We start from the raw sequence: 17,272 nt of genomic DNA, 5'->3' as shown, positions 1-17,272 counted from the left end.
AGACAGGTAGATGACCGAGCACGCCGCATCCCCCCGCCGCGGGGACAACCCGGCCGCCCACGCTCCCGCTCCCCAGCACGTCGTCGAGACCATGACCGGCGCCCAGTCGCTCATCCGCTCGCTCGAAGCCGTGGGCGCGGACACCGTGTTCGGCATCCCGGGCGGGGCCATCCTGCCCGCCTACGACCCGCTGATGGACTCGGCCAAGGTGCGTCACATCCTGGTGCGCCACGAGCAGGGCGCCGGGCACGCCGCCACCGGCTACGCCCAGGCCACCGGCAAGGTCGGGGTCTGCATGGCCACCTCGGGTCCGGGCGCCACCAACCTCGTCACCCCGATCGCCGACGCCTACATGGACTCCGTCCCGATCGTCGCGATCACCGGCCAGGTCGCCTCCAAGGCGATCGGCACCGACGCCTTCCAGGAGGCGGACATCTGCGGCATCACGATGCCGATCACCAAGCACAACTACCTGGTCACCGACCCCGCCGAGATCCCCCGGGTGATCGCCGAGGCGTTCCACATCGCCGCCACCGGCCGCCCCGGCCCGGTCCTGGTCGACATCGCCAAGGACGCCCTCCAGGCCACCACGACCTTCCGCTGGCCGGTCGAGACCTCGCTGCCCGGCTACCGCCCGGTCACCAAGCCGCACGCCAAGCAGATCCGCGAGGCCGCGAAGATGCTGGTGGGCGCCAAGCGCCCGGTGCTGTACGTCGGCGGCGGCGTGATCAAGGCGCAGGCCACCGCCGAGCTGCGGATCCTGGCCGAGCTGACCGGCGCCCCGGTCGTCACCACCCTGATGGCGCTCGGCGCCTTCCCCGACAGCCACCCGCAGCACCTGGGCATGCCCGGCATGCACGGCAGCGTCCCGGCCGTCACCGCGCTGCAGAAGGCGGACCTGCTGTTCACCCTCGGTGCGCGCTTCGACGACCGCGTCACCGGCAAGCTGGACGGCTTCGCCCCGTACGCCAAGGTCGTCCACGCGGACATCGACCCGGCCGAGATCGGCAAGAACCGCCCGGCCGACGTGCCGATCGTCGGCGACGCCCGCGAGGTGCTGGCCGACCTGATCGTCGCCGTCCAGGCCGAGTTCGACGCCGGCCACAAGGGCGACTACAGCGAGTGGTGGCAGAAGCTCGACGAGTGGAAGAAGACCTACCCGCTGGGCTACGAGCCCGCCCCCGCCGGGGAGCTCTCGCCGCAGCAGGTCATCGAGCGGATTGGCCGGATCGTCGGCCCGGACGCCATCTACGCCGCGGGCGTCGGCCAGCACCAGATGTGGAGCTCGCAGTTCATCCGCTTCGAGAAGCCGGCCACCTGGCTGAACTCGGGCGGTGCGGGCACCATGGGCTACGCGGTCCCGGCCGCGATGGGCGCCAAGGCGGGCCGTCCGGAGGCCGTGGTCTGGGCGATCGACGGCGACGGCTGCTTCCAGATGACCAACCAGGAGCTGGTCACCTGCGCCCTGAACGGCATCCCGATCAAGGTCGCGGTCATCAACAACGGTTCGCTGGGCATGGTCCGCCAGTGGCAGACGCTGTTCTACAACCAGCGCTACTCCAACACCGTGCTGCACGCCGGCCCCGGGCACGACGGCGTCGAGCCGCCGGAGCAGGGCGGCACCCGGATCCCCGACTTCGTCAAGCTGTCCGAGGCGATGGGCTGCGTCGGGCTGCGCTGCGAGCGCCCCGAGGACCTGGATGCGGTCATCGAGCAGGCGATGGCGATCGACGACCGCCCGGTCGTCATCGACTTCATCGTCCACCAGGACGCCATGGTCTGGCCGATGGTCGCGGCCGGAACCAACAACGACGAGATCCAGTTCGCCAAGGGCATCCGCCCCGACTTCGGCGACGACCTCGACTGACGCCCCGCCCTCCCGTCGCCCACCGCCACCCTTCTCGGGACCGGCTTCGCCGGACCCCCCTCGTGCGCCTGAGGAACGACATGTCCAAGCACACCCTCTCCGTCCTGGTCGAGAACAAGCCCGGCGTGCTCGCCCGCATCGCCTCGCTGTTCTCCCGTCGGGGCTTCAACATCGACTCCCTCGCCGTCGGCCCGACCGAGCATCCGGACGTGTCCCGGATGACGATCGTGGTCAACGTCGAGGACCTCCCGCTGGAACAGGTCACCAAGCAGCTCAACAAGCTCGTGAACGTGATAAAGATCGTCGAACTCGACCAGGCCGCTGCGATCCAGCGGGAACTGGTCCTGGTGAAGGTCCGCGCCGACAACGAGACCCGGTCGCAGATCGTCGAGATCGTCCAGCTGTTCCGTGCCAAGACCGTCGACGTGTCGCCCGATGCGGTGACCATCGAGGCCACCGGCAGTTCGGACAAGCTGGAGGCCATGCTCCGGATGCTGGAGCCGTACGGCATCAAGGAACTGGTCCAGTCCGGCCTGGTCGCCATCGGGCGCGGTGCCCGTTCGATCACCGATCGTTCGCTCCGCGCCCTGGACCGCAGCGCGTAACCGGCGTTTCTCACACGCTGAACAAAGACCCCACACCCCGCCGGGTGCGAATACGGTAGGCACCGCGTACCCGGCACCCATCACGCAAGGAGATGTGCCCCCGTGGCCGAGCTGTTCTACGAAGACGACGCCGACCTGTCCATCATCCAGGGCCGCAAGGTCGCGGTCATCGGCTACGGGAGCCAGGGCCACGCCCACGCGCTGTCCCTGCGCGACTCCGGCGCCGACGTCCGCGTCGGCCTCAAGCCCGAGTCCAAGTCCCGTGCCAAGGCCGAGGAGGCCGGCCTGCGCGTGGTCACCCCGGCCGAGGCCGCGGCCGAGGCCGACGTCATCATGATCCTGGTGCCGGACCCGATCCAGGCCGACGTCTACGAGGCGGACATCGCCCCGCACCTGAAGGCCGGCGACGCCCTGTTCTTCGGCCACGGCCTGAACATCCGCTTCGGCTTCATCAAGCCCCCGGCGGACGTCGACGTCTGCATGGTCGCCCCGAAGGGCCCGGGCCACCTGGTCCGCCGCCAGTACGAGGAGGGCCGCGGCGTCCCCGCGATCGTCGCGGTCGAGCAGGACGCGACCGGCAACGCCTTCGCCCTGGCGCTGTCCTACGCCAAGGGCCTCGGCGCCACCAAGGCCGGCGTCATCAAGACCACCTTCACCGAGGAGACCGAGACCGACCTGTTCGGTGAGCAGGCCGTCCTCTGCGGTGGCACCGCCGCCCTGGTGAAGGCCGGGTTCGAGACCCTGGTCGAGGCCGGCTACCAGCCGGAGATCGCCTACTTCGAGTGCCTGCACGAGCTGAAGCTCATCGTCGACCTGATGTACGAGGGCGGCCTGGAGAAGATGCGCTGGTCGGTCTCCGAGACCGCCGAGTGGGGCGACTACGTCACCGGCCCGCGCATCATCACCGACGCCACCAAGGCCGAGATGAAGAAGGTCCTCGCCGAGATCCAGGACGGCACCTTCGCCAACACCTGGATCGCCGAGTACAAGGCCGGTCTGCCCAAGTACAACGAGTACAAGAAGGCCGACGAGGACCACCTGCTGGAGACCACCGGCAAGAAGCTGCGCTCGCTGATGAGCTGGGTCAACGAGAAGGCCTGACCCGGCCCGGGGTCTGCCCCGTTCCGCAACTCCCTTGTACAAGTAGGCTGCTCCCGTCCGGGTGATTTCGCCGGACGGGAGCAGCCTCGTACTCCGCCCGTCGATACACTTCCGAGTGCGCGTCAGGCCCACAGCGTCGTGCGTCTACCTACGCGGCATGCCACCTTCCCCCGCCCTCCACGCCACCGCCGTGCCCGGGGGAACCGGACAGTTAAGGACACACTGTCGTGAGCACTGCTAACAACACTGTGAGAACCGGCGTCGTACTGATCGCCGAGGAGCTGTCGCCCGCCACCGTCGACGCCCTCGGCCCCGACTTCGAGATCCGCCACTGCAACGGTGCCGACCGCACCGAGCTGCTCACCGCGATCGCCGACGTCGACGCGATCCTGATCCGCTCGGCGACCAAGGTCGACGCCGAGGCGCTGGCCGCCGCCCGCAGGCTGAAGGTCGTCGCCCGCGCCGGCGTCGGTCTCGACAACGTGGACGTGGCCGCCGCCACCAAGGCAGGCGTGATGGTCGTCAACGCGCCGACCTCCAACATCGTCACCGCCGCCGAGCTCGCCTGCGGCCTGCTGATCTCCGTCGCCCGCAACATCGCGCCGGCCAACGCCGCGCTCAAGCAGGGCGAGTGGAAGCGCAACAAGTACACCGGCGTCGAGCTGAGCGAGAAGGTCCTCGGCGTCGTCGGCCTCGGCCGGATCGGCGTCCTGGTCGCGCAGCGGATGTCCGCGTTCGGCATGAAGATCGTCGCGTACGACCCCTACATCCAGGCCGCCCGCGCCGCGCAGATGGGCGTCAAGCTGGTCTCGCTCGAAGAGCTGCTGGAGGTCTCGGACTTCATCACCGTCCACCTCCCGAAGACCCCCGAGACGATCGGCCTGATCGGCGACGAGGCGCTGCACAAGGTCAAGCCCACCGTGCGCATCGTCAACGCCGCCCGTGGCGGCATCGTCGACGAGGAGGCGCTCGCGAGCGCCCTGCGCGACGGCCGGGTGGCCGGCGCCGGCCTCGACGTGTACGCGAAGGAGCCGTGCACCGACTCCCCGCTGTTCGCCTTCGACAACGTGGTCGCCACCCCGCACCTCGGCGCCTCCACCGACGAGGCGCAGGAGAAGGCCGGCATCGCCGTCGCCAGGTCGGTGCGCCTCGCGCTGGCCGGCGAGCTGGTGCCGGACGCCGTCAACGTCCAGGGCGGCGTGATCGCCGAGGACGTGCGCCCGGGCCTGCCGCTCGCGGAGAAGCTCGGCCGGATCTTCACCGCGCTGGCCGGCGAGGTCGCCGTGCGGCTCGACGTCGAGGTCCGCGGCGAGATCACCCAGCACGACGTCAAGGTGCTCGAACTGTCCGCGCTGAAGGGCGTGTTCGAGGACGTCGTGGCGGAGACGGTGTCCTACGTCAACGCCCCGCTGTTCGCCCAGGAGCGCGGTGTCGAGGTGCGCCTGACCACCTCCAGCGAGAGCCCCGAGCACCGCAACGTCATCACCGTCCGCGGCACGCTCGCCGACGGCGAGGAGATCGCCATCTCCGGCACGCTGGCCGGCCCGAAGCAGACCCAGAAGATCGTCGGCGTGGACGCCTTCGACGTGGACGTCGCGCTCACCGACCACATGGCCTTCTTCAAGTACGAGGACCGCCCGGGCGTCGTCGGCGTCCTCGGCAAGCACCTCGGCGACGCCGGCATCAACATCGCCGGCATGCAGGTCGCCCGGGACGGCGGCGGCGCGCTCGCGTCCCTCACCGTGGACAGCGAGATCCCGCAGGACGTGCTGTCGGCGATCGCCGCCGAGATCGGCGCCCGCTTCGCGCGGTCGGTCGACCTGGGCTGACCCTCCCGAGGCTCCGTACCGGGCCCGGACCTCCGTTTCGACGGTGGTCCGGGCCCGGTTGCGTGCGTGCGGGTGACTCCCGTCTCAGATACTAGGAAATCCAAGTATTCGTGCAGACACGGCCGGGCCGGGGTCGTACCGTGGAAGAGCCATACGGTGTGCCGCCCCTGTAGCCAGGGCGCGCGGCCCGTGTGTGCGTGCGCCTTCACGGGCAGGCGACCCCTGCCTCTGCGCGTACCCCTCCCCTCACCATGTCGTGCTTTTGCGCGCCGCTTCCAAGGAGTCCGGTATGCCTTCCACCGCCGACCGCCACGCCTCTCCCGCCCCCGCCGCCACCCCCGTCCGCGCCCCGCGCCGCCGCCGGTCCGCCGAGCGGAACCCCTTCGCCGCCGCCGCGCTGCAGCGCTCGCTGGACCGCCGCGACAACGGCGGTGCGACCGGCCACCTCTGACCGGCGGGGCCGTCCGGGCGTTCATCTGCCAACTGGGCCGGACGGGCTGACGGACGGTCACCCGGGAGAGTGCACCTTGCCTCCGTCCGGGGGACGGTGCTCGCACCGGCCGACGCGATCATCCTAATTTGGGGCCCCCGGAAGGGTGATCGACGCCCGCGCGGGCGGGCGTCAGCGACCTCCTCGGTGTGCGGATCCGTCCCCCTTGCCGGGGGAGAGGGCCCACGTGCGTCTGCCAACCGTCCGCCGTTCGCTCGCCCGGATCGGCGTCACCCTGACCCTGCTGGTCGGCCCGGCCGCGCTCGCCGCCGCGCCGGCCGGCGGCAGTCCGCCGACGGACCCGCCCGGGTCCGACCGCGCGGCGTCCGTCCTGCTCGAACTCGGCACCGAGGCGGCCGGCCCCGCCTGGCGGCGCGCCGCCAACGACTCCCGGCGGGCCCGGCGCTCCCCCGAGGAGGTCCACCGGGCGGCCGCCCGGGCCGGCGCCGACCAGCGGGCCAGGGCCGGCGACGCGCTGGACCGGGCCGCCGCGGCCGTCCACCGGGCCGTGCCCGCCGCCCGCGAGCTGTACCGCACCCGCACCCTGCTCACCGGCCTCGCGGTCACCGCGCCCGCCGACCGGCTGGCCGCGCTGCGGGCGCTGCCCGGCGTCCGGGCCGTCCACCCGATCGTCCGCAAGCAGCGTGACAACGCGTACTCCGTTCCGCTGACCGGCGCCCCACAGGTGTGGGAGGCCGCCGCGAGCGGGACCGGGAGCGACGGCAACACCGGCAAGGGCGTGCGGATCGGCGTCATCGACAGCGGGATCGACTACACCCACGCGGACTTCGGCGGCCCCGGCACCGAGGCCGCCTACCGGTCGGTCGAGCGCGGCAAGCCCGCCCCGGCCGCGCTGTTCCCCACCGCCAAGGTGATCGGCGGCAAGGACCTGGTCGGCGACGACTACGACCCGGACCCGTCCTCCCCGCACCACCAGCCGGTGCCGCACCCCAGCGACAACCCCATCGACTGCGACCGCAACGGCCACGGCACCCACGTCGCCGGCACCGCGGCCGGTCTCGGCGTCACCGCCGACGGCCGCACCTACACCGGGCCCTACCGGGCCGGCCTCGACCCGGCCGGCTTCAGGATCGGCCCCGGCGCGGCCCCCGGCGCCCAGCTGTACGCGATCCGGGTGTTCGGCTGCGAGGGCTCCACCGACCGCCTCGCCCAGGCCCTCGACCTCGCCGCCGACCCCAACGGCGACGGCGACCTCGGCGACCGCCTCGACGTCGTCAACCTCTCGCTCGGCAGCCGCTTCGGCAGCCCCGACGACGCCGACGCGGTGGCCGTCGACCACCTGGCCGCGCTCGGCACCGTCGTGGTCGCCGCCGCCGGCAACGAGGGGGACGTCTACGGCATCAGCGGCAGCCCCGGCACCGCCGCCCGGGCCATCGCCGTGGCCGCCTCCGTGCACGGGCACGCCGACACCGACGGCATCACCGTGCTCGCCCCGGCCGACCTCGCCGGCGCCGTCCCCGCCCACTGGAGCGAGCGCTACCAGGGCTGGTCCACCGCCGACGTGCACGGCCGACTCGCCCTGCCCGCCGACCAGTCGGACGGCTGTACCGCGTTCAGCGCGGCCGACCGGCAGCGGCTCGCGGGCAAGGTCGCGGTGCTGGCCTGGGCCACCCGCGAGTCCGAGCGGGCCTGCAACTCCGGCCCGCGCGCCGACCACGCCGCCGACGCGGGCGCGATCGGCGCCCTCTACGCCGCCGACAGCGACCACCTGCCCGAGATCGCCGGCAACGACCGCATCCCCGTCGCCCTGCTGGCCCGCGCCGACGGCGAGCGGCTCCGCCGGGCCGCCGCGGCCGGCGGGGCCGAGGTCCGGCTGGCCGCCCCCGGCAACTCGCTGCACGGCTCGGTCTCCCAGCTCCAGCCCGAACGGGCCGACACCCTCACCGACTTCACCTCGCGCGGCATCGGCCTGCCCGGTGTCGTCAAGCCCGACCTCGCGGCCCCCGGCGAGAGCATCTGGTCCGCGCTCGCCGGCAGCGGCAGCGGCGGCCAGCGCGAGGACGGCACCTCGATGGCCACACCGCACGTGGCCGGGCTCGCCGCCCTCGTCCGCGCCGCCCACCCGGACTGGCCGGTCGAGGAGGTCAAGGCGGCGCTGATGAACACCTCCGTCGACACCCGCCTCGACGCGGACCGCGGCAGCCCGGTCTACGGCCCCGAGCGCACCGGCGCCGGCCGGGCCGCGGTCGACCGGGCCGTGCGCACCCCGGCCGTCGCCTACGCCTCCGGGGACGGCGCGGTCGAGGGCTCCGTCGGCGTCTCCTTCGGGCCGGTCGAGGTCGGCGGCCCGACGGCGCTGCGGCGCGAGATCGAGGTGCGCAACCACTCGGCGGCGCCGCTGAGCTACCGCACCGGGTACGCGGCGGCCACCGAACTGCCCGGCGCCCACTACGAGGTGGCGCCGGAGCAGGTCGACGTCCCGGCGGGCGGCACCGCGCACGTCCGGGTGACGCTCAGCGTCCCCGGAGAGCTGGGACGCGCGCCGGACCCGACCCTCGACGCCGTCCAGGGCGGCAAGGCGCGCTCCTACCGGGGCGAGCTCTCCGGACGCGTCCTGCTCAGCCCCGTCACCGACCCGGCCCTGCCCGAGCTGCGGGTCCCGGTGTTCGCGGCCCCGCGGCCCGCCACCGGCCTCAGCGCCTCCGCCCCGGTGCGCACCGCCCGGGACGGCACCCTGCTGGTGCTCGGCGGGAGCAGCGCCCCCGGGGACCGGCCGGGACTCGTCAGCGCCTTCGCCCTCGGCGGCGAGGGCGCCCGCTGGGCCGACTGCCCGCCCGGCGGCGGCGCCGGGCTGCGGCCCGGCTCGGGCATCGTGCCCGAGAAGTCGGGCGGGGACGCGCCGGCGCCGGAGGACGTGTGCGTCGAACACCCCGGTGACCGGGCGGCGAACCTGCGGGCCGTCGGCGCCGCCGCGGACTCCGGGACGCTCTACTTCGGTGCCCGGCTCTGGGCTCCCGCCACGACGCCCGTCGGCCTCTACGGGGTCCGGGTCTCGCTGGACACCGACGGGGACGGCGTCGCCGACGTGATCGTGAAGGCCGACCGGGAGCGCGGCAGCGACGTGCTGGTCGCCCGCGCGCTCGACGCCCGCACCGGCGCCGAGTTGGACGTCCAGCCGCTCAACGCCCGCTGGGGCGACGTCGACACCGCCCTGCTGGACAGCGAGGTGCTGGTCCTGCCGGTGCGGATCGCGGCCCTCCCGGGGGTCAAGGAGGGCCACAGCGTGGTGCGGTACGGCGTGTGGACCGGCCCGGCCGTCCAGGGCAAGCCGGACCCGGCCGACGCCTTCGGGTCGATCGGCCTGCGGGGCGTGCGGCCGACCGTCGCGGTCGACGTGCTCCACCCGGCCGTCACGGTCCGGGCCGGGATCGCGGGACCGGCCGCCATCGCGGCCCCGGCGCGGCCCGGCACCGTCCTCGACGTCCACCGGGCGGCGGGCGACACGTCCTCGGTCCTGCTGCTCCACCACTTCAACCCGGGCGCCCGGCGGGCGGAGGTGGTCGTGCTTCCCTGACCCCCGGACGGAAGGAGGGGCGGCCCGCACGACACGCGCGGGCCGCCCCTCCGCGTGCCGTCAGCCGGCCTGTGCCGCGCGGGCCTCCCGGCGGCGGACGCGGCGCGGGGTGTGCGGCGGGCGGCGGCGGGAGACGCGGGTGAAGACGGCGACCAGGGCGAGGGCCGCCGTGGTCGCGGACGTGACGACCAGGCCCTCGGTGAGGCCGGGCGGCCGGAACGCGCACGTGACGCGGTCCGCCCCCGCCCCCAGCGGGACGCCGATCATGCCCAGGACCGGTGTGGGCTCCGCGGGCCGGCCGCCGCCGGCCGCGCAGGTCCACCCCTCGGTGGCCGGGACGGACACCAGCGCCGTGCCCGTCGAGCCGGCCGGGAGGACGGCGGTGAGCGCGTGGCCGCCGGCCGTCACCCGGGTCGCGCCGGTCGCCGTCAGCCGGGCCACGGCCGCCTCCAGGGCGCCCGGCCGCAGGCAGCCGATCGGGCGGGCCGGGACCTGGCTCACCCCGTCGGACCGCAGCGCCACCCGGACCAGCCCGTCGGCCGGGACCGGCCCCAGCCGGTGGACCGGGACGGCGGTGGTCGGCTGGTCGCCCTCGCTGCGGTAGGTGGTGCCGAGGCCGCTGACCGTGCCCCGGTACCAGACGCCGTGGAAGAACGCCGTCCCGCCGGGCGTGCACGCCGCCGTGAACTCCGTCGCCGCGCCCCCGCCCGGCAGCGACCAGCCGCTGCTGCCGTGCGGCGTCGGCGCCGGGCCGCCCGCCGGGACGGGCACCGGAGCGTCGTACACCGGGCCGCCGAGCAGCGACTCCTGCCGCGACCACACCGAGGTGGTGTCCACCCGGTGGCCCGCCGGCAGCACGGTGACCAGCGGCGGCGCGGCGGCCCGGCCGGGGGCGAAGCCGTCCGGCGGGGGGCCGTCGTCCAGGTGGGCGCGGACGGCGAACAGCGCCTGCCCGACCGGGTCGGTGACGCTGCCGGTGCTCCGCCCGCCCGCCGTCCAGCCCGCGCCGAGGTCGTGCAGGAGCAGGGCAGCGACGGTCGGCAGGTAGCCGCTGAAGTAGCCGCCGCCCTGGCCGTCGAGGAGCAGCGGGTCGTTGGGGGTGAAGGCGTGCGGGCCCGGGTCGCTGCGCCCGGCGGGCCAGTCCGCGGCCCGGCGCACCGCCGCGTGGGCGGCCCGCACCGCCGTGCCGGAGGCCGTCCCCTCCGGGCCGGGGGCCAGCGCCGCGTAGCCGGACCAGACGGCGTTGCCGAGCACCGCGCCGCCCAGCACCCAGGTGAGGGCGGCGCCGGCCCGCCGGTCGGCGTGCCACCGCTCCGACGCCCACAGCGCGGTGAGCAGCACCGCCCCGCCGACCGCCAGCAGCAGCCAGGTGGACGTCCGCACGGAGTGCCGGCCCGCCGCCAGTCCGGCGATCACCGCGATCACGGCGGCCCCGCCGAGCAGCGCGGGCAGGTCCGGCCGGTGCGCCAGCGACACCCAGGCGGCCAGCACCAGCAGCCCGCTCAGCGCGAACGCCACCCGGTACGGCCCGCCGGCCGGGATCGCCAGGCCGTGCCAGACCAGCACCGTCGGCGTCCAGACGAAGCTCAGCACCACCAGCGCCAGCGCGCCGCACCACACCGCCCGCTCGCGCACCCGCACCCGCCGGTTGAACGGCAGCCCGCACACCAGCAGCAGCCCGAACAGGCCGATGGCGACGTCCGGCAGCGGGGCGCCGCCGTGCGTGCCGGGCAGCAGCTGCGCGAGGTGCCCGCCGAAGCCGTCCGGGCCGAGCGGCTCCACGGGCGACTCCGGCTGGGCGGCGCGGGCGGCCCGGACGGCGACGAACAGGACGGGGGAGGCGAGCAGGACCCCGGCGACGGCCATCGTGACGGCCCGGCCGGTCGTGCGGACGCGGTGGCGGAACGGCCGGGGGGTCGCCAGCAGCCGCACGGCGAGCACGAGTCCGGCGGTGATGGTGGCCATCGCGGCGGTGTAGAGGTTGCCGGCCCAGGCGAGCGCGACGCACAGCGAGCCGAGCACCCAGTGGCGCTCGTGCAGGCACCAGTCGCCGGCCAGGCACAGCAGCGGCAGTGAGACCAGGCCCCACAGCCAGTGCGGCGCCGCCCCGCCGACGGCCAGCACCCAGGCGCAGAGCCCGTACCCGACGGCGGTGAGCGCGCGCAGCCGGCGCGGGCCCGGGTGCAGCCGGCCGAGGACGTGCGTCATCAGGGCGGTGCCCAGGCCGATGCTCGCGAGGGTGACGAGGAGGACCGCGAGGTGCCCCTGGTCGCGGGGGAGGAGTGCGGCGGGCCAGGAGAACGGGTTCATCAGGTACGCGAAGAAGTCGGCGAGGAACGGCACCCCGTACCCGCTGTTCCAGTTGAACAGGAGGTCCCCGGCGGCGCGCCCGTGCACGAGGTCCCACAGGTGGGCGTGGAACGGCACCGCGAGGTCGTCCGCCCCGGGCGGCCAGCCCCCGCGCAGCCCGGCGGCCAGCGCGTACCCACCCATCGCGAGCCCGCCCGCCCCCGCACAGACCCCGCCCTCCCGCCGCCACCCAGCCCGCACGCTGCGCCCCGCTCTACGAGGAATCCCGATCTCCGCCACAGTAAGTGCGCCCCCAGCGCATTCCCGGGCGTACGCGCTCCTTCGAACGGGTGGTGTGGAAGCAGCCTCGGGGCCAGTTCTGCCAAGGTTTTCCCGTGCACAAGGAGATGGATCTCGATGACATGCCGGAGTGGCTTCGCCCTCCCGCCACGGGCCACACCGCCGACGACCTTGATCGGCTCGAAAATCTCCCTCCACACACGGAGTTGCTCTTCGGAAGCCTGATCTTCTCGTCGCGCCAGACGATGTTCCACTCAAGGACGATCAGCACCTTGGAACGGCAGCTGGAGGACCAGGCGCCGGAGGGCTGGGAGATCTGGGGCCGGATGGGATTGAAGCTTGACGCCCGGAACCGACCGGAGCCGGACGTGATGGTGGTGGACGCCAGGGCGGACACTGGCCCCGACCAGACGTTCTGTCTCGCGCAGGACGTCCTGCTGGTGGTCGAAGTGGTTGAGGAGGAATCGGCGGAGCGCGATCGTGAGCTCAAGCCGCGCAAGTACGCGAACGCCGGTATCCGGTATTTCTGGCGGGTCGAGTACGAGCAGGACCGCCCGGTCGTCCACACCTACGAGTTGGACCTGGCGTCGAGTGACTACGTTCCGACCGGGGTTTTTCCCGACCGCCTGGTGACGAGACGGCCGTTTCCTCTCGACCTCACCCTGACGCGTCCGGATCGTGGACGCGAGGTGTCAGCCCCTGGGACACCGGAGTAGGGTCCGAGCATGTCTCGCACGATTCGTCTCGCAGTTGTTCCCGGTGACGGCATCGGCCAGGAAGTCGTGGCCGAAGGGCTCAAGGTCCTCAGGGCCGTGCTTCCCGCCGAGGTGAAGCTGGAGACCACCGAGTACGACCTCGGCGCCCGGCGCTACCACCGGACCGGGGAGACGCTGCCGGACGAGGTCCTCGCGGAGCTGAAGGGCCACGACGCGATCCTGCTCGGCGCCATCGGGGACCCGAGCGTCCCGTCGGGCGTGCTGGAGCGGGGGCTGCTGCTGAAGCTGCGGTTCGCCTTCGACCACCACATCAACCTGCGGCCGGGCCGGCTGTTCCCGGGCGTCGCGTCGCCGCTGGCGGGGCAGCCCGAGATCGACTTCGTGGTCGTCCGCGAGGGCACCGAGGGCCCGTACGTCGGCAACGGCGGCTCGCTGCGCACCGGCACCGAGCACGAGGTGGCCACCGAGGTCAGCCTGAACACCGCCTTCGGCATCGAGCGCGTGGTGCGCGACGCCTACCGGCGGGCGCAGGCGCGGCCGCGCAAGAAGCTCACCCTGGTCCACAAGAACAACGTGTTGGTGCACGCCGGCCACCTGTGGACGCGGATCTTCGCCGAGGTCGGCGCGGAGTTCCCCGAGGTCACCACCGACTACCTGCACGTCGACGCGGCGACCATCTTCTTCGTCACCCAGCCGGAGCGCTTCGACGTCATCGTCACCGACAACCTGTTCGGCGACATCCTGACCGACCTGGCCGCCGCCGTGACCGGCGGGATCGGCCTGGCCGCGAGCGGCAACATCAACCCGGGCGGGGAGTTCCCGTCGATGTTCGAGCCGGTGCACGGCTCCGCGCCGGACATCGCGGGCCAGGGCAAGGCCGACCCGACGGCCACCGTGCTGTCGGTCGCGATGCTGCTGGACCACCTGGGCCTGGCCGCCGAGGCCGCCCGGGTCGAGGCCGCGGTCGCCGCGGATCTGACCGAGCGCTCCGGCACCCGCACCACCTCCCAGGTCGGCGACGCGCTCGCCGCCCGAGTATCCGGCTGAGGGGGCCGGATCCGACCAGCGGAGTTCCGGCCGATTACGGGCCGCGACCCCCACAAGGGAATCCGGCCGCGGGGCCGGACCACATAACCGCAGCTTGCAGCTTCCCAAGCGGCAGGCGACTGTTCGGCACGGCCCTCTGGATGCGAGTATCGACAGTGGGCCGTGCCGTTGTGCGTGTGTTCGGGCGTTCACCCGCCCGCAGCGACGCTCAGCCGGCGGTGGCGGCCCGAACCAACCCCACGGTGAAGGACACACAGCCATGAGCACGCCCACCCAGGCGCCCATCACGTTCGACCTCAAGCCCTCCGCCAACCCGCTGTCCGACGCGGAGCGCGAGGCCCGGCTGACCAACCCCGGGTTCGGTCGCGTCTTCACCGACCACATGGTCACCGTCCGCTGGACCGAGGGCCGGGGCTGGCACGACGCCCAGCTGGCGCCGTACGCGCCGCTGGAGATCGACCCGGCGAACATGACCCTGCACTACGGCCAGGCGATCTTCGAGGGCCTGAAGGCCTACCGCCAGGCCGACGGCTCGATCTCCACCTTCCGCCCGGAGGCCAACGCCGCCCGCTTCCAGGCCTCGGCCCGCCGCCTGGCCATGCCGGAGCTGCCGGTCGAGACCTTCGTCGAGGCCGTCGAGCTGCTGGTCCAGCAGGAGCAGGCCTGGGTGCCGAACGAGCCCGAGCAGAGCTTGTACCTGCGGCCGTTCATGTTCGCCACCGAGGTCGGCCTGGGCGTGCGCCCGGCGAACTCCTACCTGTTCATGATCATCGCCTCCCCGGCCGGCGCGTACTTCCCGGGCGGCGTCAAGCCGGTCTCGGTCTGGCTGTCCAAGGAGTACGTCCGGGCCGCCCCCGGCGGCACCGGCGCCGCCAAGTGCGCCGGCAACTACGCCGCGTCGCTGGTCGCCCAGGCCCAGGCCGCCGAGAAGGGCTGCGACCAGGTGGTCTGGCTCGACGCCGCCGAGCACCGGTGGGTCGAGGAGATGGGCGGCATGAACCTGTACTTCGTCTTCGGCGAGGGCGAGGACGCGAAGATCGTCACGCCGGAGCTGTCCGGCGCCCTGCTGCCCGGCATCACCCGCGACTCGCTGCTGACCCTGGCCGCCGACCTCGGCTACGCCGTCGAGGAGCGGAAGATCTCCACCGACGAGTGGCAGCAGGCCAACGCCGACGGCACCCTCACCGAGGTCTTCGCGTGCGGCACCGCCGCCGTCATCACCCCGGTCGGCTCGGTCAAGTCCGCCGCCGCCGACTGGACGGTCGGCACCGGCGAGCCCGGCCCGGTCACCATGGAGCTGCGCAAGGCCCTGCTCGCCATCCAGGGCGGCCAGAGCCCCGACACCCACGGCTGGCTGCACAAGATCGTCTGATCTCCGCTCCCGCCCCACCGCCTCCGGCCCGCACCGTTTCGCATCGCGAGACGTGCGGGCCGGACCGCGGAGGGTGTGCCAGACTGCCAGCGTGTCCTCGCTGTCGCTGATTATTAGCAGCAGGCGCGCCGGTCCGCAGTGACCGCTCCCGCACGACCCGATGCGGAGCGACCACCAGCGTCCAGACCCGCGCGCAGACCTCTCGCACCCGCGAGGGGTCTTTTTGTTTCCCGGACCGGCCGAGAGCCCCCACGAAGGGCTCGGGGACACCGGGGCCGCGCGCGGGATGCTGGACAGTGGAGCCGGGACGACGAACCGGCAGAGCAGTACGAAACCTCCCCGAACGGAGAACCAGGGGTCATGACCGAGGTCACCCGTACCGACGACAGCTTCCACGTGTTCGACACCACCCTGCGCGACGGCGCGCAGCGGGAGGGCATCAACCTCACGGTGGCCGACAAGCTGGCCATTGCCCGGCACCTGGACGACTTCGGGGTGGGGTTCATCGAGGGCGGCTGGCCCGGGGCCAACCCGCGCGACACGGAGTTCTTCGCCCGCGCCGCCGCCGAGCTCACGCTCGAACACGCGCAACTGGTCGCCTTCGGCGCCACCCGCCGGGCGGGCGGCCGGGCCGCCGACGACCCGCAGCTGGCGGCGCTCGTCACCTCCGGCGCCCCCGTCGTCACCCTGGTCGCGAAGGCGCACGACCGGCACGTCGAACTGGCCCTGCGCACCACCCTGGACGAGAACCTGGAGATGATCCGGGACAGCGTCGAGTTCCTGCGGGCCGCGGACCGCCGGGTGTTCATCGACTGCGAGCACTTCTTCGACGGCTACCGGGCCAACCGCGACTACGCGCTCGACGTCGTCCGCACCGCGCACCGCGCCGGGGCCGACGTGGTCGTGCTGTGCGACACCAACGGCGGCATGCTGCCGGCCGGCGTGCGCGACATCGTCGCCGACGTGATCGCCTCGACCGGTGCCCGGATCGGCATCCACGCCCAGGACGACACCGGCTGCGCCGTCGCCAACACCCTGGCCGCGGTGGACGCCGGCGCCACCCACGTGCAGTGCACCGCGAACGGCTACGGCGAGCGGGTCGGCAACGCCAACCTGTTCCCGGTGGTGGGCGCGCTGGAGATCAAGTACGACCGCCGGGTGCTGCCCGCGGGTCGGCTCGCCGAGATGACCCGGATCTCGCACGCCATCGCCGAGCTGGTGAACCTGACCCCCGCCACCCACCAGCCGTACGTCGGCTACTCCGCCTTCGCGCACAAGGCCGGGCTGCACGCCTCCGCGATCAAGGTGGACCCGGACCTGTACCAGCACATCGACCCCGAGCTGGTCGGCAACACCATGCGGATGCTGGTCTCCGACATGGCCGGCCGGGCCTCGGTCGAGCTGAAGGGCAAGGAGCTCGGCTACGACCTCTCCACCGACCGAGACCTGGCCGGCCGGGTGGTCGCCAGGGTCAAGGAGCAGGAGAACCTCGGCTACACGTACGAGTCCGCGGACGCCTCATTCGAACTGCTGCTGCGCGACGAGGTGCGCGGCAGCCGGGAGCGCTTCTACACGCTGGAGTCCTGGCGGACCATCAGCGAGCAGGGCCCGAACGGCTTCACGGGCAACGAGGCGACGGTCAAGCTGTGGGCCAAGGGCGTGCGCCGGATCGCCACCGGCGAGGGCAACGGCCCGGTCGACGCGCTGGACAAGGCCCTGCGCACGGCGCTCGAAGGCATCCACCCGCAGCTGGCCAAGCTGGAACTGGTCGACTACAAGGTCCGCATCCTGGAGGGCCAGCACGGCACCGGTTCCAAGACCCGGGTGCTGATCGAGTCCACCGACGGCACGTCGACGTGGTCCACCGTCGGCGTGGCCGACAACGTCGTCGCCGCCTCCTGGCTGGCGCTGGAGGACGCGTACACCTACGGCCTGATCCGGGCGGGCGTGGAGCCCACCGAGTGACGAGCCGTCAACCCGCCCGTGGCCCGCGGAGGTTCGATCCGCGGGCCACGGGCGCGTCGGTTAGCGGAGTCGGGCGAGGAGGGCGTGTTCGACGAGGGTGATGAGGGCGCTCTTGGCGCTGTCGCGGCGGCGGGCGTCGAGGGTGATGACGGGGGT

The 17,272-nt window shown here is 73.4% G+C and carries 11 protein-coding genes and 1 pseudogene; 10 read left to right on the top strand and 2 right to left on the bottom strand.

What is annotated here, in order from left to right; translation table 11 throughout:
- The first annotated feature begins 10 nt into the window (after window positions 1–10).
- The 6 genes from ACFVU9_RS10780 to ACFVU9_RS10755 all read left to right on the top strand — a co-directional run bounded on the left by ACFVU9_RS10780 (window position 11) and on the right by ACFVU9_RS10755 (window position 9,427).
- Window positions 11–1,867 carry an acetolactate synthase large subunit gene (locus tag ACFVU9_RS10780; RefSeq protein WP_380499309.1) on the top strand — a complete coding sequence of 619 codons (1,857 nt, stop codon included), beginning with the start codon at window positions 11–13 and terminating at the stop codon, window positions 1,865–1,867.
- Between the two features lie 80 nt (window positions 1,868–1,947).
- Entirely contained in the window at window positions 1,948–2,472 is a 525-nt protein-coding gene (gene ilvN, locus ACFVU9_RS10775) for an acetolactate synthase small subunit (protein WP_238951331.1), read from the top strand.
- Between the two features lie 102 nt (window positions 2,473–2,574).
- A complete protein-coding gene (gene ilvC, locus ACFVU9_RS10770) occupies window positions 2,575–3,573 on the top strand; it encodes a ketol-acid reductoisomerase (RefSeq protein WP_030243908.1) in 999 nt (332 codons plus the stop codon).
- Between the two features lie 248 nt (window positions 3,574–3,821).
- On the top strand, window positions 3,822–5,402 hold the full coding sequence (gene serA / locus ACFVU9_RS10765; protein WP_380441418.1) for a phosphoglycerate dehydrogenase: 1,581 nt from the start codon (window positions 3,822–3,824) through the stop codon (window positions 5,400–5,402).
- Between the two features lie 289 nt (window positions 5,403–5,691).
- A complete protein-coding gene (locus tag ACFVU9_RS10760; protein WP_380441399.1) occupies window positions 5,692–5,853 on the top strand; it encodes a hypothetical protein in 162 nt (53 codons plus the stop codon).
- Between the two features lie 226 nt (window positions 5,854–6,079).
- Window positions 6,080–9,427, top strand: a complete 3,348-nt coding sequence (locus tag ACFVU9_RS10755) for a S8 family serine peptidase (protein ID WP_387592040.1) — start codon at window positions 6,080–6,082, stop codon at window positions 9,425–9,427.
- Between the two features lie 60 nt (window positions 9,428–9,487).
- Here ACFVU9_RS10755 and ACFVU9_RS10750 read toward each other — a convergent pair whose 3' ends face one another.
- Complete coding sequence (locus tag ACFVU9_RS10750) at window positions 9,488–11,920, bottom strand: YfhO family protein (RefSeq protein WP_387592037.1); 2,433 nt, start codon at window positions 11,918–11,920, stop codon at window positions 9,488–9,490.
- Window positions 11,921–12,111: 191 nt separating this feature from the next.
- Between ACFVU9_RS10750 and ACFVU9_RS10745 the strand changes: the two genes are divergently transcribed.
- The 4 genes from ACFVU9_RS10745 to cimA all read left to right on the top strand — a co-directional run bounded on the left by ACFVU9_RS10745 (window position 12,112) and on the right by cimA (window position 17,116).
- Window positions 12,112–12,732 carry a Uma2 family endonuclease gene (locus ACFVU9_RS10745; protein WP_387592034.1) on the top strand — a complete coding sequence of 207 codons (621 nt, stop codon included), beginning with the start codon at window positions 12,112–12,114 and terminating at the stop codon, window positions 12,730–12,732.
- Between the two features lie 9 nt (window positions 12,733–12,741).
- Window positions 12,742–13,779: a 3-isopropylmalate dehydrogenase gene (locus ACFVU9_RS10740; RefSeq protein WP_380441407.1), complete on the top strand. Its 1,038-nt coding sequence runs from the start codon at window positions 12,742–12,744 to the stop codon at window positions 13,777–13,779.
- A gap of 259 nt (window positions 13,780–14,038) precedes the next feature.
- Entirely contained in the window at window positions 14,039–15,151 is a 1,113-nt protein-coding gene (locus ACFVU9_RS10735; protein ID WP_380505835.1) for a branched-chain amino acid aminotransferase, read from the top strand.
- Between the two features lie 360 nt (window positions 15,152–15,511).
- Window positions 15,512–17,116, top strand: a complete 1,605-nt coding sequence (gene cimA, locus ACFVU9_RS10730; RefSeq protein WP_380441411.1) for a citramalate synthase — start codon at window positions 15,512–15,514, stop codon at window positions 17,114–17,116.
- Between the two features lie 60 nt (window positions 17,117–17,176).
- Here the strand turns inward: cimA and ACFVU9_RS10725 are convergent.
- Window positions 17,177–17,272: pseudogene (locus ACFVU9_RS10725) on the bottom strand (ATP-binding protein); the annotation flags it as partial.

Origin of the sequence: Kitasatospora sp. NPDC057936 (assembly GCF_042887525.1) — a bacterium.
GTDB lineage: Bacteria > Actinomycetota > Actinomycetes > Streptomycetales > Streptomycetaceae > Kitasatospora.
The sequence above is the reverse complement of the archived record's forward strand: the minus strand, read 5'-3'. Positions and strand labels throughout refer to the sequence as shown.